The sequence below is a fragment of the Streptomyces sp. NPDC056231 genome, from assembly GCF_048270745.1.
Lineage (GTDB): Bacteria > Actinomycetota > Actinomycetes > Streptomycetales > Streptomycetaceae > Streptomyces.
On sequence record NZ_JBLVKW010000019.1, the window covers coordinates 73,982 to 98,466 of the forward strand.

A 24,485-nucleotide genomic window follows, 5' to 3' on the forward strand; every position below is an offset into this window, starting at 1 on the left:
ACCCGCCGGGCTGGCCGCCCTCATGGCCGCCCGCCCGGCCGCGGCGGTACCCGAGGCCGACGTCACCGCGCTCGAACGGCAGCTGTCCGACCTGCGCTTCGACTGGGGGCGGCCGCCCCGGGCCCGGCCGAGCCACCGCCGGCCCGGTCCCCGCCTGGCCCGAGGCGGACGACCGCGGTCGGCGGCCGGTCGAGCAGGCCGAGGTCCTGTTGCTGCATCGCGATCACCATCGAGGTTTCGGGCAGGGTCCGGAACAGCGCGGCCAGCAGCGCCTCGGCGGTGGTCCGGTCCAGACCGGCGGTGGGTTCGTCCAGCAGGATCACCGGGGGGTGCCGCAGCACGGCGCGCGCGATGGCGAGGCGCCGCCGCTGCCCCTGAGACAGCAGACGCCCGCCAGGGCCCACCGGGGTATCGAGCGGCAGCGCGGACAGACCGACCACTTCCTGTACGGCCCGCAGGGCGGCGGTGTCGGCCGAGGGGGCGGCTTGACGGAGGTTGGCCGCCACCGTGTCGTCGGCCAGCCAGTCGTCGGCCTCCACCAGGGTGACCGTCCCGGCGACGACCCGGGCCGGCAGCTCGTGCACCGGTGTGCCGCCGAGGAGGACCGTGCCGACAGGGGCCGGTATCCGTCCGGCGAGCTGTCCGAGCAGCGTCGACTTCCCGCTGCCGTTGGGGCCGGTGACCAGCACCAGGCCAGGGCCGGGCAGGGGCGCGGAGAGGGTTGCCGGCAAGCCGGGAAGCGGCAGTCCGTCCGTTTCCAGGACGTGTGAGGTCGGCCGCTGCCGACCCGCGGGTGGCTCCTCGGCAGCGAGGGGCGCGAGGCGTCCGGCCGCTTCGCCCGCCTGGGTCAGCAGGTGCAGCAGCCGGGGCAGCCGCTCCAGCAACTCCCACCCCGCGGCCGTCAGCAGCACCTCGCCCACCACGGAGGCGACCGGCTGAGCCGGGGCCGCGCACAGGGCGATCACCAGCACCGACGCCTGGCCGACGGCGGCCAGCAGGCGCAGCGCCAGACGTCCCAGCCGTTCGGCTCGGGCGGCGGCCCACTCGGCGGATTCGACAGCCGCGATCGCGGCCATCGCCGACCGTCGCGCCTGCGGTACGGCGTCCAGGCAGCGCAGTTCGTCGAAGGCGGCCCGGCTGCCGAGCAGCACGGTACGGAGCTCGGACCTGGCCTCGGCAGCGGTGCCCAGATGGGCTCGCGCGCGGCGGTGGGCTCGCCCGGCGCAGACCAGCCCGGCCGCCCAGACGAGCAGCTCGGCCGCCCCCAGGAGCGGCATCGCCCACAGCAGCAGGATCTCGATCAGGCACGCGGTGGTGACGGCCGCCGCGAGCGGTGCGCAGACGTTCGCGGGCAGTCCTGCGACGGTCTCCACGTCGGAGGTGAGCCGGGCGAGCAGTGTCCCGTCGCGTTGTCCGCGCAGTTCACGGGGGGTGAGGCGGGCGGCGCCACGGGCCAGCCGGGTGCGCAGCGCCACGGAGGCGGACAGCAACGTCCGGTGGCTGACCAGGCGTTCGAGGTAGCGCAGTCCGGTGCGGGCCAGGGCCAGCGTCCGCACGGCGGCCGAGGGATACATCCAGGACCAGGAGGTGTTGGCCTGGAGGGTGACCGCGGCACAGGTCGTGAGAAACCATCCGGACACGCCGAGGAGCGCGGCGCCGCTGAGTTCGGCCGCGACGGCCAGCAGCGTGCCGGTCAGCAGGGTGCGGCGCGGAGCTGCCATGCGCAGCAGACGCCAGGCGTCGGTCCCGTTCACCGGACTCTTCCGTGCTTCAGTGTGATGACTTGATCCGCCAGCGGCAGCAGTGCCGGACTGTGGGTGGCGAGCAGGACCGTTCGGTCGCGGGCCAGCATCCGCAGCGCCGACAGGACCCGCTGTTCCGCGTCTGGGTCGAGGTGCGCGGTGGGTTCGTCCAGGCACAGCAGGGGCGCGTCCCGCAGCAACGCCCGGACGAGAGCCAGTTGTTGGGACTGGCCGGAGGACAGGCCCGAGCCGCGTTCGCCGAGTGGTGTGTCCAGTCCGTGGGGCAGCGCGGTCAGAAGGTCTTCGAAGCCGAGGGAGGCGATGGCGCCGAGCAGGTCGTGGTCGCTCGCGGTGGGCCGGGCCAGGAGGAGGTTCTCGCGCAGGGTGCCGGGCAGCAGGTGCGCCGGCTGGCCCACCCAGGAGACCCGTCCGGGATCGGCGGGGACGGCCCGTCCGTCCAGCATGTGGAACGTGCGTCCCTCGTGCGGGGCGGACAGACCCGCCGCTACGGCCAGCAAGGTGGACTTGCCCGCCCCACTCGGTCCGGTGACGGCGAGACACCGGGCCGGTGCGAGCCGCACACTGACCCGGTCCAGAGCAGGCGCCGCACGCCCTGGGTGGCGGACCGTCACGGCTTTCAGGCGCACCCCGGGAGGCGACGCGCCACGGGCCGGCCGGAGCGGCACGGCCGACGGCAGGTCCGCTTCCGCGGGTGCGTTCAGGACCGGGGCCAGCAGCTCGGCGGCGGCAGCGGCCTGGGCGCGGGCGTGGTAGCCGGCGGCCAGGTCCCGGGCCGGGGCGAAGTAGGCGGGTACCAGGACGAGGACGAACAGCGCGGCGGACAGGCTCATGTGGTCCGGGACGACGGGCAGGTGCAGGTAGTCGAGCAGGACCAGGCCGCAGTAGGTCGCCACCACGGCGAGGGTGCCGGTGATGAGCAGCTCGACCCACGCGGTCGACAGAAAGGCGATCCGCAGCACCTTCTCGGTCCGCCGGGCGACCTCCCGGTCGTCCCGCTCCAGGGCACGGGCCGCCTCGTCGTGTGCGCCGAGCCCGACCAGGGTGGGCAGCCCGCGCAGATGGTCCAGCAGCCTGGCCTGATGGGTGCGGATCCCGGCCAGCTGGGCGCGGACGGCGCCCTGTGTGCCGAGGCCGATGACCTTCAGGTTGGCCGGGAGCAGTGGGGTGGCGGCCAGGACGAGCAGGGCGACGAACCAACTGCGGCAGGCGATGGCGGCCAGGACGAGGCCACTGCCGAGCAGCATGGTCGTCCGTGCGGGCATGTACCCGGTGAGCCAGTCGGTCAGCTGGTCCACCTCGCCGTCGACGGCCCGGGTGGGTGCCGCCTCGTCCAGGTCGGTGCGGGCCGGTCCGCGGGCGGGCAGTGCCGTCTCGATGATCCGGCGGCGCAACGTCTCGCGTACGACGCGGGCGCCACGGGCGGCTGCCGCGTCACCCGCGGCCAACAGGCCGGCGCGCAGGGCGACTCCGACCGCGGTCAGCAGGGCGGGCAGCACCAGGGCCGTCGCGGGCACCTCGCCGTGCAGCGCCGGCAGGCCGCGTTGCGCGCCCCAGGAGAGCCCGCCCGCCCACAGCACCGTGCCCGACTGGGCCGCGCCGCGCAGGATCCCCGCGCGACGCAGCTCGGGCCGGGCGACCGCCGCCCAGGCCGTCAGCCTGGCGGACGCCGGATCGTCGGTCCGGTCCGCGGCCAGCTCGTCCAGCAGTACGGCGGTGCCGCTCACGAGGTGGTCTCCGCTCCGGTGTCCGCGTCGAAGTATCCGGAGCGGCCGTCACGGCGGTCGCCGACGATCCAGGCGGCCAGTGCGGTGCAGGCCAGCACCATGACGCCGATCGGTCCGATCAGGTCGGAGACGCCGCCGAACACGTCCTGGGAGAGGCCGGTGGCCAGGACGCCGAGCACCGTCAGCAGGACGCGTCGCAGGATCGTCCGCGGTGCGCCGGTGGATGCCGGTGCGGCCGGAAGCGAGCGGCCCCGGGCCGGCAACGGCGGTGCGGGGTCTTCCACCGGATCGCCGTACTTGCCGCGGAAATTCCGCCACGCGTAGATGTTGTAGGCCAAGACGAACGGCATGCACAGGCCGACGCCGAGGACCAGGAACAGCTGGGAGGAGTGTGGGCTCGCCGCCTGATGGACGGTCAGGCCGGGCGGCACGACCACCGGGAGGGAGACGGCGGCGAGTCCCAGTATCCCACTGGCGGTCATGGTGGCCACGGCCGCGAACGGCCGCCAGTCGGGGCTGCGGCCGAAGCCGTGCCAGGCGACGGCGCCGGCCACGGCGGCGACCCCCACGGCGAGCCAGAACAGCAAGGCCCGTACCGGCTGGCCCAGATGGAACTGCTGCGGGTCGGCGCCCGGCAGCAGCAGGCCGAGCACGAGCGCCATGACCACGGCGGCCAGCAGCAGGGACCGTCCGGTGCGCCGGACCCCCGACCGCGACCACCCTTCGGTCTTGTCCTGCAGCCAGGCGGCCCCGGCCAGCAGGTACACGACGACCAGGCCGAGGGCGCACAGCACACCGTAGAGGCTGAACCAGTCGAAGGCCCCGCCGCGAAAGGCTCCGTCCCGCTGCTGCGGGCCGGCGAGCACGGCACCGAGGACAAGGCCCTGGCACACGGTGGCGGCGAGCGAGGCCCCGCCGAACAGCAGCGCCCAGCCCCGCCGGTAGCGGCCGGCCGCGCTGTGCATCTCCAGGCCCAGTCCACGCAGGACGATCGAGACCAGCATGACGATCAGCGGCAGATAGACGCCGGGCAGCACCACGGCGTAGGCGCCGGGCAGGCCGGCCCACAGGACCACGCCGACCAGGATGAGCCAGCTCTCGTTGGCGTCCCAGGCGGTGGCGACGATCTCGCCGTATTCCCGCCGGCGCTCGGGCCTGGCCGCGAGACTGAGCATCCCCACGCCGAGGTCGTAGCCGTCGAGGACGACGTACATGCCGAGCGAGAAGAGGACGAGGGCGTAAGCGGCGTACTCAAGCAACGAGGGCCTCCGGGACGTCGGGCGAAGCGGGGCTGGTGGGCAGCTCCTCGGGGCCGGCCTTGACCGTACGGACGATGTAGCGGGCCCAGATGGCCAGCAGGGTGACGTAGAGCAGGACGAAGCCGACGAGTGTGGCGGCGACTTCGGGTGTGCTGAGGTGGGAGACCGCGTCAGCGGTGCTCAACTGGCCGTAGACGACCCAGGGTTGGCGGCCCGTCTCGGCGACGATCCAGCCGCCGGTGATGGCGATGATCCCGGCCGGGGTCATCCACACCATCCATCGCAGAAAGCGTGGCGAGTCGTACAGGCGCCGGCGCATGCGCAGGACCACGCCCGCGAAGGCCGTGCCGAACATGAGCAGCGCGGTGAAGTACATGGCGCGGAAGCCGTAGAAGGTGGTCCACATGTTGGGGCGTTCGTCGGGCGGGGTCTGCAGCAGTCCGGGCGTTGTCGTCCTGCCGCTGAGGTCCTGGGCGATGACCGAGCCGAGGTAGGGGATCTCGACGTGCAGCCGGTTCTCGCCTTTGTCGGTGTCGGGGACGACGAGCAGGTTGTAGCCGTTGTTGTCGCTCTTCCAGTTGCCCTCGAACGCCTCCAGCTTGGGTAGCTGGTGCTGTCCCATGAAGACGGCGGTGCCGTCGCCGACGTACAGCTGCACCGGCATCAGCACACCGAGGACGCCGAGGGCGAGGGACAGACAGCGGCGGGCCATGGGCTGGGCGGAGGACCGTTTCCTCACCAGGTACCAGGCGGAGATGCCGCCGACGAACCAGGCGGAGCTGATCAGCACGGCCAGCAGCATGTGCGGGAAGCGGTGGGCGAATGCCGGGTTGAGCAGGATGGCGATCCAGTCCTTCGCGTGGAACTGGCCGTCGACCTTCTCGTAGCCGACCGGGTTCTGCATCCAGCTGTTGGCCGACAGGATCCAGGTGGTGGACAGCATGGTTCCGAAGGCGACCATCCAGCTGGCCAGGGCCATGGTGCGCGGGCGGATCCGTCCGTCCCCGTACAGCATCAGGCCGATGAAACCCGCTTCCAGGAAGAAGGCCGTGATCACCTCCATGCCGATGGTGACCCCGATGACCGGACCCACCGTGTGGGCGTACGTGCCCCAGTTCAGGCCGAACTCGAAGGTCATCACCGTGCCCGCGACGACGCCCAGGCCGAACCCGACGGCGAAGATCTTCTTCCAGAACCGGAAGATCTGCAGGTAGAGGGGATTGCCCGTGCGCACGTAGACCGTGTAGACGACTGCGAGCAGCACGGAGAGCCCGACGGTGAGCGCCGGGAAGGTCATATGGAAGATCGCGGTGATCGCGAACTGCCATCGGGACAGTTCGACGACGGTGGACGAAGCCATGGGCACTCCAGGGGAGCAGCGATGTGACGCGCGTCGGGCGCGGGCCGGGCCTCCGGACCGCGCCCGAGGCGGGGAGATGCACCGCGTGAGCGGAAGGGGGCACGGCACCCGCAGCCCGATGCCGTCGGGGCGTCCGCTGGTTTGGATGGAGTGCCCGCCCGACGCTGTGCACCTTCTGCGTGCCGTGCGGAGGGCTCAGGCGCGCACCAGCGGGGTGTCGACCAGGTGCTCGGCCAGGAACCATGCCTGCAGTTCGCCGGTGCGGACGATCTGCGAGACCAGCAGGTCGTTGGTGCCGTCGTCGCCCAGCTCGGCGGTGCGGGCGGCCGCGTCATGGGCATCCGTGAGGATGATCTCGTGGGCTTCGAGCAGCCGCGAGAGCATGGCCGGTACCTCCTCCACACCGTCCGGCGGGCGCGGAATCGACGTGATCTCGGCGACGTGCCGTGGATCGCCCACGGCGACACCACCCAGCGTCTGGACACGCTCGGCGAGGGTGTCGACGAGTTCCAGTTGCTCTCCCGCGTGCTTGTCCAGAAGCAGGTGCAGCTGGTAGAACGTCGCGCCCCGCATGCTCCAGTGGTGCTTCTTGTAGAGGCCGTAGAGTATCTGGGTGTCCGCCAGCACCTTGTTCAGGCGCTGGGAGGAGTACATGCGCGCCTCGTAGGACAGCGCGAGGGGGAACTGCTTGACGGTCCCGAACTCCTGGATGACCGAGCCCTTCTGGTGCAACCACGGCTGGCTGCTCGTGTGCTGGGAGATGGTGGTCATGGCGTGCCTCCTGCGATGTCGTGCCGAAACGTGCGCGGTCGACGCTAGGGGCCGAACCGGGGGCCGCATTGCCCGCGAGCGCACGCGTGGGTGCCCCTCAGCGCACCGGATCCGGGCGAGGCGGACGTGCGTCGATTGGGCGGCGGGGCAGGCCGGGCGGTCGAAGAGCTTGAGAGAGCAGACCGTGCACCGTGGAATTTCCTGGGCCGCAGCCGCGGGTCGCGATCACGAGGGTGTTGTCACAACCCGGGGGCAAAACTCTTGCGACCTCAACCGAAACCGCTTCTGTCCCCAGAGTGCACAGGGGCCCGCCTGTCGCTCACTCTGCCGCTTCCCCCGCGGTTAATATCCGAGCAGCTGAACTCTGCCGACGTGCTGTTCCGTCGAAATGGCGTCGGAATGGCGTCAGTTCCCGCAAAGACACGAACGGGGCGTTGTTGTGGCGCAATGGACAAGGCGTGAGGATGAGCGGCTGCTTTCCGGGAATGGTCGGTATGTTGCCGATATCCACGTTCCCGGATGTCTGGACGCGGCATTTGTGAGAAGCAAGGTGGCCCACGGCGTACTGCGCGCGGTGGACTGCACGGCGGCTCGTGACGTGCCCGGGGTCGTGGGGGCCTGGTCGGCCGCGGATCTGCCGGAGCTTCCACCCGTTCCGTACACCCTGCTGGCCAAGCTCTCCACGGAGGACGCCGTCGCGGGCCGGGAGTGGCCGGCCCTCGTGAAGGACCGGGTGCGGTATCCGGGCGAGGCACTGGCGGTCGTCCTGGGGGAGGACCGCTACCGGGCCGAGGACGGGGCCGCCGAGGTCACTGCCACGATCGATCCGCTGCCCGCCGTGGTGACGCCCACCGCGGCGCTGGACGACTCCGTCCGGCTGTTCGACGGGCTGAGCAACATCGCCCTGCGCGGCGAGGCGGGAGAGCCCGTCGATCCTTCCGTCTGGCGGGACGCCGCCGCCGTGGTCGAGGCCACGTACCGTCAGCAATTGCTGATGCCCAGCCCGATGGAATGCCGCACCGTCCTCGCCGTACCGGAAGGGGACCGGCTGACCGTGTGGTCGGGGCACCAGATGCCGCACCGGCTGCGCCGCGAACTCGCCACGCTGCTCGGCTGGTCCACCGACCGGATCCGGGTCGTCGTCCTGGACACCGGAGGCGCCTTCGGGTCGAAGAGCGCAGCCTTCCCCGAGTTCGTGGTCGTCGCGTACCTCGCCGTGCGGCTCGGGCGTCCGGTCCGCTGGATCGAGGACCGCCTGGAGTCGATGCTCGTCGCCACCCGGGGCAGGGGGCAGGACCAGACCGTACGCCTCGCAGCCGACGCCGAAGGCCGGCTCCTCGCCTACGAGCTGACGATCGACGCCGACGTCGGGGCTTATCCGCACCTCGGCGTGGGGCTGCCGATGCAGACGGCGTGGATGGCGACTGGCGCGTACACCACCCCGCGGGTCCACGCGACCCTGCGGTCGGTGCTCACCAACACCATGGTGACCTACCCGTACCGAGGCGCCGGACGCCCCGAGGCGGCGATCGCGATCGAGCGGGCGATGGACCTGCTCGCCCGCCGGCTCGGGATCGACCCGATCGAGCTGCGACGGCGCAACTTCATCCCGCCCGAGGCCTTCCCGTACGAGACTCCGACCGGACGCCGTTACGACAGCGGGAATTACGCCGCTGCCCTGGACCTGGCCTTGGAGACGCTCGGCCACGAGAAGTGGCGTGCGGAGCGGGCCCGCCGCCGCGCGGACCCGGACGCGCTGCCGCTGGGCATCGGAGTCTGCTGCTACGTGGAGCGCTCGGGCGGCGAACCCGGTGGCCTGCACGAGTTCGGCAGCCTGGAAGTCCACGAGGACGGCACCGTCACCGCCCGCTGCGGCGCGGCCCCGAGCGGCCAAGGGCACGAGACGGTCTTCCCCGCCCTGGTCGCCAAGGTCCTCGGCATCCCGGAGGCGCAGGTCCGCCTCGTCGAGGGCGACACCGACGAACAGCCCGAAGGACTGGGCTCCTTCGCCAGCCGGTCGGCCCAGGTCGACGGCGCCATGCTCCAGCACGCCGCCACCCGCCTGATCGAGGAGGCGCGCACCCGGGCGGCGAACCTGTGGGGCCTGCCGGTCGACGAGATCGAGTGGGCGGACGGCACCGTACACGCCGCCCACGACGGTTCGGCGGCCACCGGTCTCGGCGATCTGGTGAAGTCCACCGGCCCGTTGCGGGTCGAGGAGCGCTACGAGGCCGGCATGGCGTTCCCCTTCGGCGTCCATGCGGCGGTGACCGAGGTCGATCCGGAGCTGGGCACGGTGAACATCCTGCGGCTCGTGGCCGTCGACGACTGCGGCGTGGTCCTCAACCCGACCGTAGTGCGGGGGCAGGCGTTCGGATCGGCCGTGCAGGGCATCGGCCAGGCCCTCTACGAAGGCATGACGTTCGACGACGACGGCGTGCCGCAGTTGGCGAACGGCTTCCTGGACTACCTGCTCCCGACGTCCACGGAGATCCCGCCCATCGACATCAAGGACACCCGCACACCCGGCCCCGGAACCACGCTGGGTGCCAAGGGCGCGGGGGAGTCGGGCTGCATCGGCACCCCGGCCGCCATCGTCAACGCCGTGGCCGACGCCCTGCGGATCGCCGATCCCGACCTGCTGCAGATGCCGCTCACCCCGGACAGCGTCTGGCGGGCGGCGCAGGCCCCCACACACGAGGAAGGCGACCGATGAAACCCGCATCCTTCGACTACGTGGTACCACGCACGGTCTCCGAGGCCGTCGAGGCACTCGGCGACACCAGGCGCAAGGCCCAGGTGCTCGCCGGAGGACAGAGCCTGATCCTGGAGATGCACCTGCAACGCATCCGCCCCGAACTCGTCGTCGACATCAACCGCATCCCGGACTTGGACTGCATGAGCGTCGAGGGCGACGAACTGCGCGTCGGCGCCCTGATCCGCCACGCGGCCTTCGAGTCGGCCGACGCCGTACCGGGCCCGCTCGGCACCCTGCTGTCACGGGCCGTGGTCAACATCGCCCACCCGCCGATCCGTTCTCGCGGGACCATGGTCGGCAGCTTCGGCTGGGCCCATCCCGCCTCGGAATGGTGCGCCATCGGCGTCGCCCTGGACGCCACCGTGGAGGTGACCGGCCCCGACGGCGACCGCGCGATCCCGGCCGGCGACTACTTCCTGGGGCCCTACCGCACCGCACGCCGACCGCGGGAACTGATCACCGCCGTACGGCTCCCGCTGCTCGGCGAGCACACCGGGGTCGGTTTCATCGAGCACCGCCGTACCCACTTCTGCTTCGCCCAGGTCGCCGTCGCGGCCGTCCTCACGGTGCACGACGGAATGATCGGCGAAGCACGGATCGGACTGGTCAATTCCGCCGACCGCCCGGTACGGGCCCGCGCCGCCGAACGCACCCTGCTCGGTGCCGACATCGGCCCACTCCCTGCGGGGCGGCGGTTGCCCGACGACCATCCGTTCACCTGCGCCGGCCGCGTCGCCGCCCAGGAGGACGCCGGGCCGCTCGCCGAACCGTACGCCGATGTCGCGTACAAGCGGCAGGCCATCGCCGTCCTGGTCGGCAGAACTCTGCGCGAGGCGGCGACCGATCTGCGCGCACGTCTTGCCGCACGCGAGGGGGACCACCGATGAGGATCACGCTCACTGTGAACGGCACCGCACACCGCCTCGACGTGGAGCCCCGGCGCCTGCTCGCCGACGTCCTCCGCGACGACCTGGGCCTCACGGGCACGCATCTGGGCTGCGAGCACGGCATCTGCGGGGCGTGCACCGTCCTCATGGACGGCGAGCCGGTCCGCGGGTGCCTGGTGCTGGCCGTGCAGTGCGACGGCAGCTCCCTGCGCACCGTCGAGGGCCTCGCCGGCCCCGACGGCGCACCTCACCCGCTGCAACGTGCCTTCTCGGCCGAGCACGCGCTCCAGTGCGGCTTCTGCACACCGGGCTTCCTCATGGTGGCCGCGGGAGCGCTCGACGCCGATCCCGACCTGGCAGACAAGCCCGACGGCGTCGCGGGTGTAGTCGGCTCCAATATCTGCCGGTGCACAGGCTACGAACCCATCGGGCGCGCCATCACGCGCGCGGCCCGGGAACAGCGGGGAGAGCCATCATGAACGGCGACATCCGGGCCGGAGTCATCGACGTCCACGCCCACTGGCTGTCGTGGACCTGCTCGCCCTCCCACCAGCCGGGAGAGCACTTCAATTCGACACGATCACCCACGACCCGGACGTCCTGACGTTGCTGCGCGCCCATGCCTCGCCGGAGCGGATCGTCTGCGGCAGCGACTACCCCTTCGAAACGGTGGACGAGGAACCAGGGGGCGTCGCCGCCGGAGGGGCGGAAGAGTCCGTATCTCAGGTGGCCGGGGAAGGTAGCCGCGCTGTCGAGGATGCCCTGCGCCCACGGCTCGAAGCCGGCTTCGTAACCGGGCTCCACCCGGCGGGCTGTCAGAAGGGCCACCTCGCCCGTGTCCGCGGGGACATTGGTGTGCCAAAGGCTGACCGCGGTCGCACATACTCCTCGTGATCACACCGCGCCCGTCCGCACTCCTTGCTCGGTCAGCTCAAGCTGTTTGTTCGGTGGCGTCAGCGTCCCAGCTGGGCGTCGAGCCACGCGAGGACCTCGGGGGTCACGGGGTCGGTGATGTCCGTGAACTCCTGATGCTTCTTGAGGAACTTGGCCACGTATGGGCAGACGGGGACGATCCGCATCCCGGAGGCGCGGACGTCGGTCAGGGCCTGCTCGACGAGGATCGCGGCGAGTCCCTGGCCGGCGTAGGCGTCGTCGATCTCGGTGTGGAAGAAGACCCGCCGGTCGTCGCGGTCGCGGTAGGCGGTCAGGCCGGCGCGCTTGTCGTCCACGAGGATCTCGTAGCGGTGGCGGGCATCGACGCGACGGACGAGGGGGGTAGTGGTCTGCTCGCTCATGACGGTCCTTTCGGCGGGGTTCAGTGGTGGGAACGGTTCTTGCGGGGCGCGATGACGGCGTTCGGCAGGGCGGGGGCGGGCAGCCGGTCGCCGGGGTAGCCGTCGACGCTGCCGAAACGGTCGGAGCCCCGCTCCCATTCCTCCCGCGCCTCGACGATGTCCTGGTGGCTGCGGCCGATGAAGTTCCACCACATGACGATCTCCTCCTCGAACGGCGTGCCGCCGAGCAGGACCGCCCGTGCGCGGTGGTCGGAGGCGTTGGTGAGGGTGAGCGTCGTCCGCCCCGTGGTCACGTAGCCGAGTTCGGCGGGCTGGAGGACCGTGCCGACGAGGTGGACGTCACCTTCGTCGACGAGCAGGCCGTGTTCGAAGGCCGGGTCGACGTCGAGGGTGACGGTGGCGCCGGGGTCGAGGAGGAGTTCGGCGCCGAGGAGCGGGGTGAAGGTGCGGACGGGGGAGGTCTCGCCGGCCAGTGTGCCCAGGAAGACCCTGAGTTCGGCGCCGTCGATGCGCAGCGGCTCAGGGGCGTGGTGCTGGAAGTTGCGGGGGGCGTGGCGGTGTTCGTCGGGGAGGGCCAGCCAGAGCTGGACGCCGTGCAGGACGGTGGTGTCGGGTGTGGAGACCTCGGAGTGGCTGATGCCGTGTCCGCCGGTCATGAGGTTGATCTCGCCGGGCCGTACGAAGGCGTGGGTGCCCAGGCTGTCGCGGTGCTCGATCTCGCCGGTGAAGAGCCAGCTCACGGTCTGCAGTCCGGTGTGCGGGTGAGGGGCGACGTCCATGCCGCCGGAGTCGGCGACCAGGTCGGGGCCGTAGTGGTCGGCGAAGCACCAGGCCCCGATGAGCGTCCGGGCCCGCTGGGGCAGTGTGCGGCGTACGGTCATGGCGCGCGGGCCGCCCAGCGGGACGGCCCGGGCCGTGAGGACCTCGACCTCTGTGTCACCCATCTCCCGACCCCTCTCAATGTAGTTTCTATTTCAACTATCGTGGAGGAGGATAGCCGTGACGGCAACGCCCGGCAACAGACGAAGGAGTACAGGGTGAGCGAGACGGTACAGGTCATGGCAGCCCTCCGGCCCACCGGACGGATCCACCTCGACAAGCAGAGCCCCACCGCGTACCAGGCACTGGTGAAGACGGCCGAAGCCGTCCGTACCACCGCCGCGGATGCGGGTCTCGACCGGATCCTGGTCGAGCTGGTCAACCTCCGCGTCTCCCAGCTCAACGGCTGCGCCTACTGCCTCGACGTGCACACCCGGGCCGCGCTGCGGGCCGGTGAGACCACCCGTCGCCTCGGCGTGCTCGCTGCCTGGCGTGACACCGAACTCTTCACTGCCCGCGAGCGCGCCGCCCTCGCTCTCGCCGAGGCCACCACCCACCCCGCCGACGCCCTCGCCCAGGAGCGGGCGTACGCCGAGGCCCACGAGGCGCTGAGCGACGACGAGCTGTCCGCGGTGATCTGGGTGGCCATCACCATCGACGCCTTCAACCGGGTCTCGATCCTGAGCAAGCACCCGGAACGGGAGACTCCCTCCCGCTGAAGCGCATGACCTGGTTCACGGCGCGGTGGCCCATCCTGCACCCGGGACCGAGAGCCGCCACAGAACCGCCGCGCCCGTGGCGAGCAGTGCCAGCGCCACCGCCAGGACGAGGGACAGCCCGATCTTCAGGAGTACGGTTCCGACGAGGGCGCTGAGGAACATCGCCAGCACGGACAGGATCCGTCGGCCGGGCCGGGGCGCCGCTCCGCCGGCCGGGCCGGAGTCGGCGGCGAGCCCGGTGAGGGTGAGGGTGAGCACGGTCGTCGTCAGGTCGGGGACGCCGAGCCGCCGCGCGACCGCGTTCTGCAGCCCCATCGCGAGGCCGAGGAGCACGATCAGGGTGTACTGGACGGCGGTCCCCACCTTGTCGTGCCCCGCGACGGTCGTGCCGAGCGCCCCGGCGAACAGCACCACCTGTACGGTCATGGCCGAGGCGAGCAATCGGCCTCGGTGCATGGCGAACCGGACGCCGAAGCGGCCGCCGGCCAGCGCGCCGGTGAGAAAGGCCGCCAGGGAGACGACGGAGGCGAGTGCGGACAGGCCCTCGGCTCCCGCCAGGGCGAAGCCGAGGAACACCACGTTGCCCGTCATGTTGGCCACGAAGACATGTCCGAGCCCCAGAAAGCTCACCGCGTCCACCAGACCGGTCACCACCGTGAGGGCCAGCATCACCGGCGGCAGCGGGCCGTGCCGGTCCCCCTTCGGGGGGACCAGCGTATGGGCGGCGTCAACCAGCAGCGTGCGCATCCTTGGATGCTCCTTCCGCGACGGAGGGGTGGTGCAGCAGTGCGCGCGTCAGCAGCCCGCTGACGGGACCGACGACGAGGGCGGCGACGGAGACCCACACGGGCCACGGGGCCAGCCCGAGCGCGTGATCCGCCGACCAGCGGCCGGGGCCGGTGAGCGCGAGCACCCCGGCCACGACGACGAGGAACAGCGGGTACTCGTACCCGTCGTGCTGCACCCACAGCCCATTGCGCCACTTGACGGTCGTGGCCACCGTCATCACTCCCGCGGCGGCCATCGCCGCCGCGGGAGTGAGCAGCCCTGCCGCCAGGAACAGGCCGGCGCCGACCTGGCCGCCGCCCGCCGCGAGCGCGGTGAGCCGGCCGCCTCGGAACCCGTCCCGCCGGAACTCCTCGGTTCCCCCGGCCAGGCCCTCGCCGCCCAGCCGGAAACTGACCTTCTGCACTCCGTGCCCTGCGACGAGGAGTCCCGCCACCAGCCGGAGGACCAACAGTCCGGTGTCCATCACGTTCCTGCCTTTTCCCGTCTTCTCCGTTCCCGGGTTCTCAGCCGGCCGCGTGGGCGCCGATCACGGCCTGGGCGTACACGACGCCGAGGCCGTAGGCGCCGGCGTGCTCCTTGACGACGTCGGTGGTGGCGACGTACGTCTCGGTGCGCGCCCAGTCGCGCTGGAGCTCCAGGAGCACCTGGACCCAGGTCACCGGTATCGCGCCGCCCTGGATCATGCGCTGCACGGCGTGCTCGTGCGCCTGTGGGCTGACGCCGCCGGACGCGTCGGTCACCACGTACACCTCGTAACCCTGGGCGATGGCGGACAGCGTGGGCAGGACCACACAGACCTCGGTCCACAGGCCGGCGATCACGAGCTTCTTGCGTCCGGTCGCCTTCACCGCGTCGACGAAGGCATCGTCCTCCCAGGCGTTCATCGAGGTGCGGTCGATGATCTTCTGGTCGGGGAAGACGTCGGCGAGCTGCGGCAGGATCGGGCCGGAGAAGGACTCGGCCGCCACGGTGCTCAGCACGACCGGCACGTCGAAGACCCGGGCGGCCTTTGCCAGGCCGACGGTGGAGTTGATGATCGCGGTGCGGTCGCCGCTGCCGGTGCCGAAGAACATCTGCGGCTGGTGGTCCACGAAGAGGACGGCGCAGTTGTCGGGGGTGAGCAGGTCGGGGCTGGGGGCCGCGGTGACCTGGGCGATGTCGACCATGGGAGTACTGCCTTTCGTGGGTGGAAACAGTGGATACACAGGTGAATCGGTGTGGCTTCAGTGGGAGACACAGGGGTCGAGAAACCCGTCCCCGTACGCGTCCCCGCGCTGGGGTACGAGGCCCCGGCGGACCCGCCACCGCAGGTGCTCGCCGGCCTCGCCGACGGCCTCGCCGATCAACTCGGCCTGGCGGACGCCGCCGAGGCGCGCAGGGTCGGCGGACCGGTAGCCACCGAAGTGCGCGACCGGGCTCCAGGCGGGGGTCACGGGCGGCATTTCCTCGTCGAGGCCCTCGTATTCGCCGGCGGCGTACACGATGCGGCCGCCCACGACCGTGAGCAGGGACTCGATGTGAGGGATCACGGGCTCCGGCACGGTGAAGCAGTCCTCGGAGAGGACCGCAAAGTCGCCCAGGTACCCCGGGCGCAGGACGCCCTTGACGTCCTGTTCGCCGGTGAGCTCCGCGCCCGCCGTGGTGAACATCGCGAGCGCGGTCTGCCGGTCGACCCGGTTGGACGGCGGGCGGACGAGGCAGTCGCCGACGGTGCGGCCGGAGACCAGCCAGTGGAGGGCGACCCAGGGGTTGTATGTGGAGACGCGGGTGGCGTCGGTGCCGGCGCCGACGGTCAGGCCGCGCTCCAGCATGGCCCTGATCGGCGGCGCGGTGGCGGCGGCGATGCCGTAGCGGCGGACGAAGGCCTCGCCCTGGAATGACAGCCGGTTCTGCACCGACAGGGCGCCACCGAGCGCGGCGATCCGGTCCAGGCTGTCCTCGGTGACGGTCTCGGCGTGGTCGAAGAGCCAGCGGTTGCCGGACGGGAACAGGCCTTCGGCGGCGAGCCGTTCGAAGACGGCCAGGTCCCTGCGGATGGTCTCGTCGTAGGTGGCGTGCAGCCGGAAGCCCCAGCCGTTCTCCATGAGGAGCCGCACGGCCTTCTCGAATTCCGCCTCGTAATCGGAGGCGAGTTCGGGGCGGGGCTGGGCGAAGTTCTCGAAGTCCGCCGCGGCCCAGGTCAGATTTTCTCCCGCGCCGTTGAGCCGCAGCCACTCGTCGCCGTCCTCGGGGCGCGCCGTCTCGACCCACCGGGTGAGGCCGGCGATCTCCTGACCCGCGGTCTGCGGGAAGAGGTGGTAGGCGATGCGCAGCGACAACTGCCCCGCCTTCGCGAGGTCGACGACCGTGGCGTAGTTGTCGGGGAAGTTCTGGAAACCGCCGGCCGCGTCGATGGCCGAGGTGAGCCCGAAGCGGTTGAGTTCCCTGAGGAAGTGGCGGGTGGAGGCCTTCTTGTCCTCGCCGTTGAGGACCGGGGCCTTGGCGAGGGTCGAGTAGAGGATCAGGGCGCTGGGCGCAGCGAGCAGCATGCCGGTCGGTTCTCCGTCCCGGCCGCGTACGATCTGGCCGCCCCGGGGTTCGGGGGTGTCCCGGGTGAAGCCGGCGGCCCTGAGCGCCGCCCGGTTGAGCACCGCCGACTGGTACAGGTGCAGCACGAACACCGGAGTGTCGGGGGCGGCGGCGTTCAGCTCGGCGACGGTCGGCAGCCGCCGTTCCGCGAACTGCTCGGCCGACCATCCGCCCACCACACGCACCCACTGCCCCTTGGGCGTACGGGCGGCCTGCTCGCGCAGCATCGACAGGCCCTCGCGGAGACTCCGCACGCCGTCCCAGCGCAGCTCCAGGACGTAGTTGAGGCCGCCGCGGATGACGTGGAGATGGGAGTCGTTGAGCCCGGGCACCATCCGGCGGCCGAGCGCGTCGACGACTCGGGTCGCGGGGCCGACATGGCCGGCCATGTCGTGGTCGTCGCCGACGGCGAGGACACGGCCGTCGCGGACGGCGATCGCCTGGGCGACGGGGCGGGACGGGTCTCCCGTGTGGATCTTCGCATTGCGGACGACGAGGTCCGCCGCGTTCTCGGTGGCGCGGGGCACCAGTCCCCCGACAGGCATCGTGGACACCTTTCGGAAACCTCCTTCGACGTGGGCGAACGGCTCTCGATCCGCTTCGTCGTCACGCTAAGTCGGCTCACGGCGCTCGGTTTTCCCGAGAGTGCACCGGCACCGTTCCGACAGTGCACTCGGGGCGTCGCCGCATCCGGTTCAGGGCGCGGAGCGCCCGTACCGCTAATCCCCTCCCATCAGGGAGGGGAGAATTCAACATGCGTTCCGGGGAGCATCGTGGCGCAGACGCAGGCATGTCCCCGAGACCCTCGCAGCCCAGTACTGCAACGGTCTTTTGTGTGACGGTAGGTCGGCTTCTGGTGGTGCGTGGCCTCGTCGTTTGTAGTGGCTGGTACGGGCCTGGTGTTGTCTGCGGCGCCAGTTGGATCAGTGCAGGACGTGCTCGATGGCCCGGCGTGTGACGACGGAGTCCTGCCGGGTGGTGGCCATGACGTGGAAGACGTCGGCCTGCTCGAGCCCGCGCCGCCAGCCTTTGCTGTGGCCGTAGGCGGCATCGGCCGACACCCAGCCGAACGGGATCTTCTCCGCGATCGCGCGGCCATTGCTTTCGCCATGACGCCCTTGGTCTCGAAGCCGGTCGCGTCGTCGATACCGGCCCGGCGGTACCGCTCGCGGTCGTCGGTCCACGACGCGGGCCCCGCAAGGGCAGCCGGATCAGGCGGCGGACCCCGCACCGCCTGCCTTGCCTGCACACAGCGCGTCGACGAGTGATCCGGTCCTGTTTAGGCGTGTGCCAGCAGACGCGACGCCGCCTCCCGGGCCAGGCCGGCGGCGGCAGTGTCGCCGAGGCTGACGCGGGCGCAGGCCGCTCCGTCGGCGAGCATGAGCACGGTGGCCGCGGTCATCTCGGGATCGGTCTCCTCCGCTACCTCGGCGAGTGCTCCCAAGTAGTGGAGGATTTCGTGTTTGTGGTCGCGGATAGCGACACGCACGGGGTGGTCGGGGTCGGGGTATTCGGCGGCGACGTTCACCAGATCACTGCCGCGGTAGGCAGGGTCGGCGAACTCCTCGGCCAGCAGGTCGAAGATCGCAAGGAGCTGGTCCGGAGGCGTCGTCGCGGCCGCGGCGCGAGCGCGCAGGCGCGCGCACCATGCGTCGTTGCGTTGGCGCAGAACAGCGGCGACGAGTTCGTCCTTGGAGCGGAAGTGCTGGTACAGGGTCGATTTGGCCACCTCGGAGGCGCGCCAGATCTCATTGATGCCCACGGCGCGCACGCCGCAGCGGGTGAATAGGTCGGCCGCCGCCGCGACGATCCTGGCGCGGGTGGTCTCAGAAGCGGTCATCGGCACCTCCGGTGAAGGGCGGGAATGGGGAAAGTTCCACCGCTGTTCTCATCGAACAGACTAGTCGGTTCGATTGGGAGGTTCTACCAATGATCGACCTTGATGTGTTCAGCGATCTGATCTGCCCCTGGTGCTACATCGGCGGGCGCCGACTGCAACGGGCCGTCGGCATCGTGACGGAGCGCACCGGTCAGGAGTTCCGCATCCGTCACCACGCCTTCGAGCTCAACCCGGCGATGCCGACGGTCGGTGTGGACCGGCGCACCTATCGCAGTGAGAAGTTCGGCAGCTGGGAGCGCTCGCGGCAGCTCGACGCGGCCACGGTGCTCGCCGGCCGGGACGAGGGCATCATCTTCGACTACGAGGCGATCACCAGGACGCCGAACACCCGGGCCGGGCACCGGCTGATCGCGCTGGCCGAGCAGAGCGCACAGTCGAGTGCGGCAATGGCCGACCGCCTGCTCGTGGCCTACTTCTCCGAGGGGCAGGACATCGGCGATGTGGACGTGCTGGCCCGGATCGGCAAGGAGATGGGGCTCGGCGACGACGTGGCCGCACAGCTGACGGACCCTGCGGTGGAGACGGCCGTGGCGGAGGACGAACAACTCGCCGAATACATCGGCCTTCGCGGAGTGCCGCTGCTGATCATCGGCGACAAGGCGCTCAACGGCGCAGTCGACACCGACATGCTCGTGGAGATCCTTCAACGCCACGCCACCCAGGTGCCGGACGGCGCCGTGTGCGAGAACGGAGTGTGCTCGCTGTGACCACCGTGCCGGACATTGAGTCAGTGGGCGTCGTCGGAGGTTCGCTGGGGGGCCTGTTCCAGGCGGTCGCCCTCACCGAGCTGGGACTGGACGTCACCGTCTGGGAGCGGTCCTCCGGCCGCCCCGACGACCGCGGGGCGGGAATCGTGCTCCAGCCGAGCGTCGCCTGGTTCCTCAACATGTTCTGCGGCGTCGACCCCGACCGGATCAGCGTGCCCGTCACGCACCGGCAGTTCTTCAGCCAGGACGGGCGAAGCCATCACACGCTCATGCGCCAACAGATGATCTCCTGGGGTGCCCTCTACACATCCCTGCGCGACCGCCTCGACCCCGCGCGCTACCACGACGGGCAGCAAGTGACGGCGCTCGCATCCAGGCACGACGGCGTGGACGTCCACCTCGGTGACACCGTCCACTCCGTGGACCTCGCAGTCATCGCCGACGGCTCTGCTTCCCGCCATCGCGGGCTCGTCGCACCCGACAGCGCTCCCCGCTACGCCGGGTACGTCGCCTACCGGGGCGTCATCGCCGAGGCTGACCTCACCGAGGACCTGAGCGCAGTCTTCCGCGATCGGTTCAGCTTCTACGACGGGGACCGCACCCAGTTCCTGTGCTACTTCATCCCGGGCGACTTCGGCACGACCGCGCCGGGAGAGCGCCGGATGAACTGGGTGTGGTACGTACGGGCCGACGCGGCCGGCCTGGACCGCATCACCACCGACCGGAACGGCACCGCCCACGGACTCTCCCTGCCCCCGGGGCTGATCGCCCCGCGAGTGCATGACGAGCTCCTGGACCGCACTCGGAGGTTGCTTCCCGAGCCCATGCGTGAGCTCGTGGAGCACACCAGGGAGCCGTTCACGCAGGCGATCCTCGATGGCCGGGTCACTCGGATGCGCAACGACCGGATGCTGCTGACCGGCGATGCCGCCTTTGTGGTCCGGCCGCACACCGCAGCCAGCGCGGAGAAGGCGGCCGCCGACGCCATCACCCTCTTCACCGCCCTGCAGCAGGTTCCGTCCCTTGATGGCGCCCTGCGGGCGTGGGAGAAGAACCGGCTCGCTGAAGGAATGGCCCTCTACCAGCACGGCGTCGGCCTCGGACACCGGCTCGGCCTGGGTGGCCCCGCTACGCCCGCCGCCGCTGCCGGACCAACCGGCTGATGGCCGGGTACCGCAGGCCCCCTGTCAGCCCGGCGGGCTTCCAGAAAGCCACCGCGCAGCGGCGAGACTGGCGAGAGGCCCGCTCACATGCGTGAGAGGTGCCTCGAACGCGGGTCTCGTACCTACAGACGTCGCCGCCCCCGAGATCGCCGAGCAGCTGACCGTCGTCGGCCCCTGTCGGCCGGTCCGCGCCCGGATCACGGGCCCCGGCAGCGGCACTGGTCCCGAGCTGGTGGAACGGCATCGTGCGCCGCGAGCGGCCGCATTGTGGACAGCCGCGTGCCCTCGAATCCGCAGGTCGATGGGGTCAACTACTCCTGGCAGCTGGACAACCGCAACAAGCGCCTTACGAGACCGGCACCACGTCCCGCAACGAGTTGCAGAAGCTGGTCTACGCTCGCCTGAAGGCCGAGTTCGGGCCCGCTGCCCAATCGGCCGTCCGCACGGTGAAGAAGGTCGTTGACGCCTACACGACGTTGCGTGCGAACATCCGGGCCGGGAACCTCGGCCCCGAGGGATCGAAGCGGCGCAGGCGTGCGGAGTCGAAGCGCAGGTTCGAGGGGCAACAGGATGCGCTAAGCCAAGTTCGGGCCGATTCTGCCGCACCTCGACGAGCAGCAGCGCCGTCTCTTGATAGGGGCGAAAGTCTGGCCCCTCGGCCATGGCGGGATCAGAGCGGTCGCCCGTGCAGCCGGTGTCCGTGAAGCGACAGGTTCTGCCGGTATGCGGGAACTCGGCTCTGGAGAGCCCTCGTTGGGATGGGTGAGCCGGAGAGGGGCGGACTCGGTCCCGGTCCACGTGGTGGGGAGCCGGGTGCGTGCAGCGATCGTCCGAGCCATCGCATCATGGGACGGCGGGGCACGGTCGACCAGCAGTCGCCTGCCGTGAACGGTCAACCTGCCGGGTGCGATGTGCGCGCGGTTCGCCGCGGTGGTGGCAGCTGGGGACAGCGGCAAGGGCGCTGGCCCGGAGCGGGAGGTCGGTGGCGTCGTACCCCCGCCCCGTCGGGCAGTGGCCAGGGTGGTCCGTCGCCCGCTTCACCTCGATCGGGTCGTTCTTCCCGGCGTCGGCCGAGAGGGCGTCTCGATGACGCCACCCCGGCCGCTCGCCTTCCGTCAGCCGCTCACCGCTGTCGTCCTGAAGAGGCCGCCGCAGATGAGGGGCTGGGCGGTGCGCAGGGTCAGGGCTTCCCGGGAACCGGGCGGGTAGACCCGGAGATAGTCGGGCCGTTCCCAGCACTTCGAGCCATTGATCCCGCGGTTGAGGGTGTGCAGGGTGACTTCGGCCGAGCCTCCGGCCCCGATGACGGTGACCCGGCCGGCAGCTCCCTCCCGTTCGGCAGGTTCGCCGATCACACTGCCGTCGCGCCTGATCAGGGAGACCCCGGGGAAGCCGATCAGGGTGCAGGAGTCCGAGGACTTGTTCACCAGCGTGAGCCGGTAGTGGATCTGGCCCGCGCCCGCGTCGCCCTGCCTCAGGCTCATGGTCAGCGCCTCGGTCGTGCAGCGCCCCGGACTGCTGCCGGTGGCCGGGGCGGATGTGGCGGCCGAGGTGCGCGGGTCGGTGGACCCGGCAGGAGCGGGCTCGCCGGGGGCGACGGGCGCGTCCGGGACAGCGCTGTCGCGGGCCGACCTGCTCGATCCGGGGGGTTCGGCCGACGGGGAAGCGCCATCGTTGCAGCCGGCGGCGCTCACGGCAAGGGACACGACCGCCACCGGGACGAGGGCGTACCGGCGGAGCCCGCGCCTCTTGTCGGCCGGTCCGCGCCCCCGCGGACGGAAGGATTGTGCGGACAGTGGGGCGATGGTTCGCGGAGTGGAGTCCATGGTTCTCGCCTGCTCGCTTCCGTGCCTCCCGAATCATCCACTCCGGCGCGGGTTCCGGTCTCCGGACCGCGCCTGGCGAGGGCGGCGGCCGGAACCGACGGCAGAAGTGTGCAACCCCGGTAGGAGCCGCAGGAGCGAGAGTGCGGGTGGACTCTCCCACCGTGGGAGAGTCCACCATGAGGGCGTGCAAGACGAACTTCTCACCATCGGGCGCTTCGCCCGCCTGTGCCGACTCAGCGTCAAGCAGCTACGGCACTACGCCGAGATGGGGCTATTGGCTCCGGCTCGCGTGGACGTCGGCTCCGGCTACCGCTATTACGCACCTGAACAAGCACGTGATGCCTTGACCATCGCCCTGCTCCGCGACATGGATCTCCCCTTGGCTGTGATCGCCCAGGCACTGGCTGCCGCGCCTGCGCACAGGGCGCAGATCCTGCGCACTGAGCGGGACCGGCTGGCCGAGCGGATCAGCAGGGACCAGGCACGGCTTCAGATGCTTGACCGGCTGGCGGAGGGTGGCGTGCCCGGCTATGAGGTGACGATGAACAGCGAGCCGGAGCGACGGCTGGCAGTGGTGCGAGCGGTCTGCACCCCTGCGGAGACAGGGGAGAGGGTCGAGGAATGCGTAGGCCGGCTGCTGCCCGTGCTTGGGAAGGCGGGAATCGCATGGAAGCCGCCGCTGTGGGGCCTGTACTCGCTGGACCTGGCAGAGCGTATGGAGATCGCCGTCGGAGCGCAGACGCCGCAGGGACAAGGGACACCCGGCCTGGAATTCGAGGTGCTGCCCGGCGGACCTGTCGCCGAGACCGTGCACATCGGGTCCTACGCCCAGCTTCCCCTCGCCTACAACGCTCTCTTCGCCGCCGTCCACGAGAGCGGACTGCGCCCACAACCACCCGTACGTGAGGCCTATCTCGTCGGACCAGCAGAGGCCCCGCAACAGGAACTGATGACCCGGCTGATCATCCCCGTCCAGGAGAGCATGGCATGACGACGGTATTGGACATCGACGCCCGCGGCAGGCAGCACTGCGAGACGACGGCTCTGGGGGTGCTGCTGCGGCACCAAGGAATCGATCTGTCCGAGCCCATGCTCTTCGGTCTCGGCTCCGGCCTGTCCTTCATCTACTGGGACAGCAAGAACATGGGCTTCCCCTTCCTCGGGGGACGGGTCAAGCCGTTCGACCTCACCAGAAACCTCGCCACCAGACTCAAGGTGGAGCTCCTGGTCCAGGAGACCACCTCGCCCCGCAGGGCATGGGAGAACGTGGTGGCCTCCATCGACGCAGGTCACCCCGTCGGGCTGCAGCTCGACAGCTGCTACCTGGACTACTTCGGGTCGAAGGTGCACTTCGGCGGTCATGTCGTCGCCATGTACGGCTACGACGAACACGATGCCTACCTGGTGGACACCGACCAGCAAGGCGGAGCGGTAGCCACCAGCCTGACCAGCCTCGCCCAGGCCAGGGCCGCGCGCGGTCCGATGACCGCCAAACACCGGTCCTTCACCCTCACCGCTCCGAGGAACCCGCCCTCCCCACAGGGCCAGATCATTCCCGCCGTCACCGCCTGCGCCGACGCCTTCCTCGACCCGCCCATCGCCAACCTCGGCCATCGAGGCATTGAGAAGGCCGGCAAGCTGGTACGCACATGGCTCCAGCGCACCGACAACCCGGAGCGGGACCTGCCGCAGGCTGCCTTCTTGATGGAGAAGGCCGGCACCGGCGGCGCGCTGTTCCGTAACCTCTACCGAGACTTCCTCGCCGAATGCACCCAACTGCTCGACAGCAGCCACTTGCGCACCGGTCATGCGCTGTACACGGAGGCAGCCACCCTGTGGACGGAAGCCGCAGTACTGATCAGAAAAGCTGGTGAATCAGGCGATGTGCGATGCCTCGTACAGGCAGGCATCATCATCTGCGATCTTTCACGAGTGGAGCGCGAGGCCATGCAGGCGCTGAGCCGCCTGGACAGTGATACCCCAAGCGCAATCCAGCCCTGATAGTGAGCGTTTCAATTCGTCAATGTGGTTTCGCGGCACCGCCAAGCTGCTCCTGGTGTCATCGCCCTGGGTTCCGCTCGGCTGTTACAAGACAGCGACAAAGGCCCGGTGAACGTCTGCTCCCGCTGTGCCGTCGTTTCTAGTGACTACGTCAATCGGCATGTAGGTGCACCTTT

At 70.6% G+C, this 24,485-nt stretch carries 22 protein-coding genes and 2 pseudogenes; 9 read left to right on the plus strand and 15 right to left on the minus strand.

Annotated elements, in window-relative coordinates; genetic code table 11:
* Window positions 1–62: 62 nt before the first annotated feature.
* The 5 genes from ACNPQM_RS17495 to ACNPQM_RS17515 form a co-directional block, all read right to left on the minus strand.
* Window positions 63–1,754, minus strand: a complete 1,692-nt coding sequence (locus tag ACNPQM_RS17495) for an ATP-binding cassette domain-containing protein (RefSeq protein WP_418084709.1) — start codon at window positions 1,752–1,754, stop codon at window positions 63–65.
* Window positions 1,751–3,487 (minus strand): ABC transporter ATP-binding protein/permease, encoded by a 1,737-nt coding sequence (locus ACNPQM_RS17500; protein WP_418084710.1) that lies wholly within the window; start codon window positions 3,485–3,487, stop codon window positions 1,751–1,753. Before ACNPQM_RS17500 ends, ACNPQM_RS17495 begins: the two co-directional genes overlap by 4 nt.
* On the minus strand, window positions 3,484–4,746 hold the full coding sequence (locus ACNPQM_RS17505) for a cytochrome d ubiquinol oxidase subunit II (protein ID WP_418084711.1): 1,263 nt from the start codon (window positions 4,744–4,746) through the stop codon (window positions 3,484–3,486). Before ACNPQM_RS17505 ends, ACNPQM_RS17500 begins: the two co-directional genes overlap by 4 nt.
* The gene (locus ACNPQM_RS17510; RefSeq protein ID WP_418084712.1) at window positions 4,739–6,106 is read right to left on the minus strand and encodes a cytochrome ubiquinol oxidase subunit I; all 1,368 of its coding nucleotides are present in this window, start codon (window positions 6,104–6,106) and stop codon (window positions 4,739–4,741) included. Before ACNPQM_RS17510 ends, ACNPQM_RS17505 begins: the two co-directional genes overlap by 8 nt.
* 195 nt (window positions 6,107–6,301) lie before the next feature.
* A complete protein-coding gene (locus tag ACNPQM_RS17515; RefSeq protein ID WP_418084713.1) occupies window positions 6,302–6,877 on the minus strand; it encodes a Dps family protein in 576 nt (191 codons plus the stop codon).
* A 388-nt stretch (window positions 6,878–7,265) separates the two neighbouring features.
* Here ACNPQM_RS17515 and ACNPQM_RS17520 point away from each other — a divergent pair, with 388 nt between their 5' ends.
* Genes ACNPQM_RS17520 through ACNPQM_RS17530 form a run of 3 tightly spaced genes read left to right on the plus strand, consistent with a single transcriptional unit; the run spans window position 7,266 to window position 11,001 of the window.
* Window positions 7,266–9,593, plus strand: a complete 2,328-nt coding sequence (locus ACNPQM_RS17520) for a xanthine dehydrogenase family protein molybdopterin-binding subunit (protein ID WP_418084714.1) — start codon at window positions 7,266–7,268, stop codon at window positions 9,591–9,593.
* Window positions 9,590–10,522 (plus strand): FAD binding domain-containing protein, encoded by a 933-nt coding sequence (locus ACNPQM_RS17525; protein ID WP_418084715.1) that lies wholly within the window; start codon window positions 9,590–9,592, stop codon window positions 10,520–10,522. The genes ACNPQM_RS17520 and ACNPQM_RS17525 overlap by 4 nt, the downstream gene beginning before the upstream one ends.
* Window positions 10,519–11,001, plus strand: a complete 483-nt coding sequence (locus tag ACNPQM_RS17530) for a (2Fe-2S)-binding protein (RefSeq protein WP_418084716.1) — start codon at window positions 10,519–10,521, stop codon at window positions 10,999–11,001. The genes ACNPQM_RS17525 and ACNPQM_RS17530 overlap by 4 nt, the downstream gene beginning before the upstream one ends.
* On the opposite strand, the gene ACNPQM_RS17535 is transcribed toward ACNPQM_RS17530, so the two are convergent.
* From ACNPQM_RS17535 to ACNPQM_RS17545, 3 genes are all read right to left on the minus strand, one after another.
* Window positions 10,961–11,350, minus strand: coding sequence for a hypothetical protein (locus ACNPQM_RS17535; protein ID WP_418084717.1), 390 nt, complete (start codon window positions 11,348–11,350; stop codon window positions 10,961–10,963). The genes ACNPQM_RS17530 and ACNPQM_RS17535 overlap by 41 nt on opposite strands.
* A gap of 125 nt (window positions 11,351–11,475) precedes the next feature.
* On the minus strand, window positions 11,476–11,817 hold the full coding sequence (locus ACNPQM_RS17540) for a GNAT family N-acetyltransferase (protein ID WP_418084718.1): 342 nt from the start codon (window positions 11,815–11,817) through the stop codon (window positions 11,476–11,478).
* Between the two features lie 20 nt (window positions 11,818–11,837).
* Window positions 11,838–12,761 carry a pirin family protein gene (locus ACNPQM_RS17545; RefSeq protein ID WP_418084719.1) on the minus strand — a complete coding sequence of 308 codons (924 nt, stop codon included), beginning with the start codon at window positions 12,759–12,761 and terminating at the stop codon, window positions 11,838–11,840.
* A 114-nt stretch (window positions 12,762–12,875) separates the two neighbouring features.
* Here ACNPQM_RS17545 and ACNPQM_RS17550 point away from each other — a divergent pair, with 114 nt between their 5' ends.
* Entirely contained in the window at window positions 12,876–13,355 is a 480-nt protein-coding gene (locus ACNPQM_RS17550) for a carboxymuconolactone decarboxylase family protein (RefSeq protein WP_418084750.1), read from the plus strand.
* 15 nt (window positions 13,356–13,370) lie between these two features.
* Here ACNPQM_RS17550 and ACNPQM_RS17555 read toward each other — a convergent pair whose 3' ends face one another.
* The 6 genes and pseudogenes from ACNPQM_RS17555 to ACNPQM_RS17580 form a co-directional block, all read right to left on the minus strand.
* Window positions 13,371–14,102: a YoaK family protein gene (locus ACNPQM_RS17555; RefSeq protein ID WP_418084720.1), complete on the minus strand. Its 732-nt coding sequence runs from the start codon at window positions 14,100–14,102 to the stop codon at window positions 13,371–13,373.
* Window positions 14,083–14,607, minus strand: coding sequence for a DoxX family protein (locus ACNPQM_RS17560; RefSeq protein WP_418084721.1), 525 nt, complete (start codon window positions 14,605–14,607; stop codon window positions 14,083–14,085). Before ACNPQM_RS17560 ends, ACNPQM_RS17555 begins: the two co-directional genes overlap by 20 nt.
* Before the next feature lie 40 nt (window positions 14,608–14,647).
* Complete coding sequence (locus ACNPQM_RS17565) at window positions 14,648–15,310, minus strand: hydrolase (RefSeq protein WP_418084722.1); 663 nt, start codon at window positions 15,308–15,310, stop codon at window positions 14,648–14,650.
* Window positions 15,311–15,367: 57 nt separating this feature from the next.
* The gene (locus ACNPQM_RS17570) at window positions 15,368–17,257 is read right to left on the minus strand and encodes an amidohydrolase (protein ID WP_418084723.1); all 1,890 of its coding nucleotides are present in this window, start codon (window positions 17,255–17,257) and stop codon (window positions 15,368–15,370) included.
* Between the two features lie 381 nt (window positions 17,258–17,638).
* Window positions 17,639–17,904: pseudogene (locus tag ACNPQM_RS17575) on the minus strand (transposase); the annotation flags it as partial.
* Window positions 17,905–17,991: 87 nt separating this feature from the next.
* The gene (locus ACNPQM_RS17580) at window positions 17,992–18,552 is read right to left on the minus strand and encodes a TetR/AcrR family transcriptional regulator (RefSeq protein WP_418084724.1); all 561 of its coding nucleotides are present in this window, start codon (window positions 18,550–18,552) and stop codon (window positions 17,992–17,994) included.
* A gap of 89 nt (window positions 18,553–18,641) precedes the next feature.
* Here ACNPQM_RS17580 and ACNPQM_RS17585 point away from each other — a divergent pair, with 89 nt between their 5' ends.
* The 3 genes and pseudogenes from ACNPQM_RS17585 to ACNPQM_RS17595 form a co-directional block, all read left to right on the plus strand.
* Window positions 18,642–19,319: a DsbA family oxidoreductase gene (locus tag ACNPQM_RS17585; protein WP_418084725.1), complete on the plus strand. Its 678-nt coding sequence runs from the start codon at window positions 18,642–18,644 to the stop codon at window positions 19,317–19,319.
* Complete coding sequence (locus tag ACNPQM_RS17590) at window positions 19,316–20,482, plus strand: hypothetical protein (RefSeq protein WP_418084726.1); 1,167 nt, start codon at window positions 19,316–19,318, stop codon at window positions 20,480–20,482. Before ACNPQM_RS17585 ends, ACNPQM_RS17590 begins: the two co-directional genes overlap by 4 nt.
* A gap of 594 nt (window positions 20,483–21,076) precedes the next feature.
* Window positions 21,077–21,260 (plus strand): annotated as a pseudogene (locus tag ACNPQM_RS17595) (ISAzo13 family transposase); the annotation flags it as partial.
* A gap of 337 nt (window positions 21,261–21,597) precedes the next feature.
* On the opposite strand, the gene ACNPQM_RS17600 reads toward ACNPQM_RS17595, so the two are convergent.
* On the minus strand, window positions 21,598–22,308 hold the full coding sequence (locus tag ACNPQM_RS17600; protein WP_418084727.1) for a DUF4232 domain-containing protein: 711 nt from the start codon (window positions 22,306–22,308) through the stop codon (window positions 21,598–21,600).
* Between the two features lie 184 nt (window positions 22,309–22,492).
* Between ACNPQM_RS17600 and ACNPQM_RS17605 the strand changes: the two genes are divergently transcribed.
* On the plus strand, window positions 22,493–23,299 hold the full coding sequence (locus ACNPQM_RS17605; protein WP_418084728.1) for a MerR family transcriptional regulator: 807 nt from the start codon (window positions 22,493–22,495) through the stop codon (window positions 23,297–23,299).
* Window positions 23,296–24,309, plus strand: a complete 1,014-nt coding sequence (locus ACNPQM_RS17610) for a BtrH N-terminal domain-containing protein (protein ID WP_418084729.1) — start codon at window positions 23,296–23,298, stop codon at window positions 24,307–24,309. Before ACNPQM_RS17605 ends, ACNPQM_RS17610 begins: the two co-directional genes overlap by 4 nt.
* Window positions 24,310–24,485: the final 176 nt, after the last annotated feature.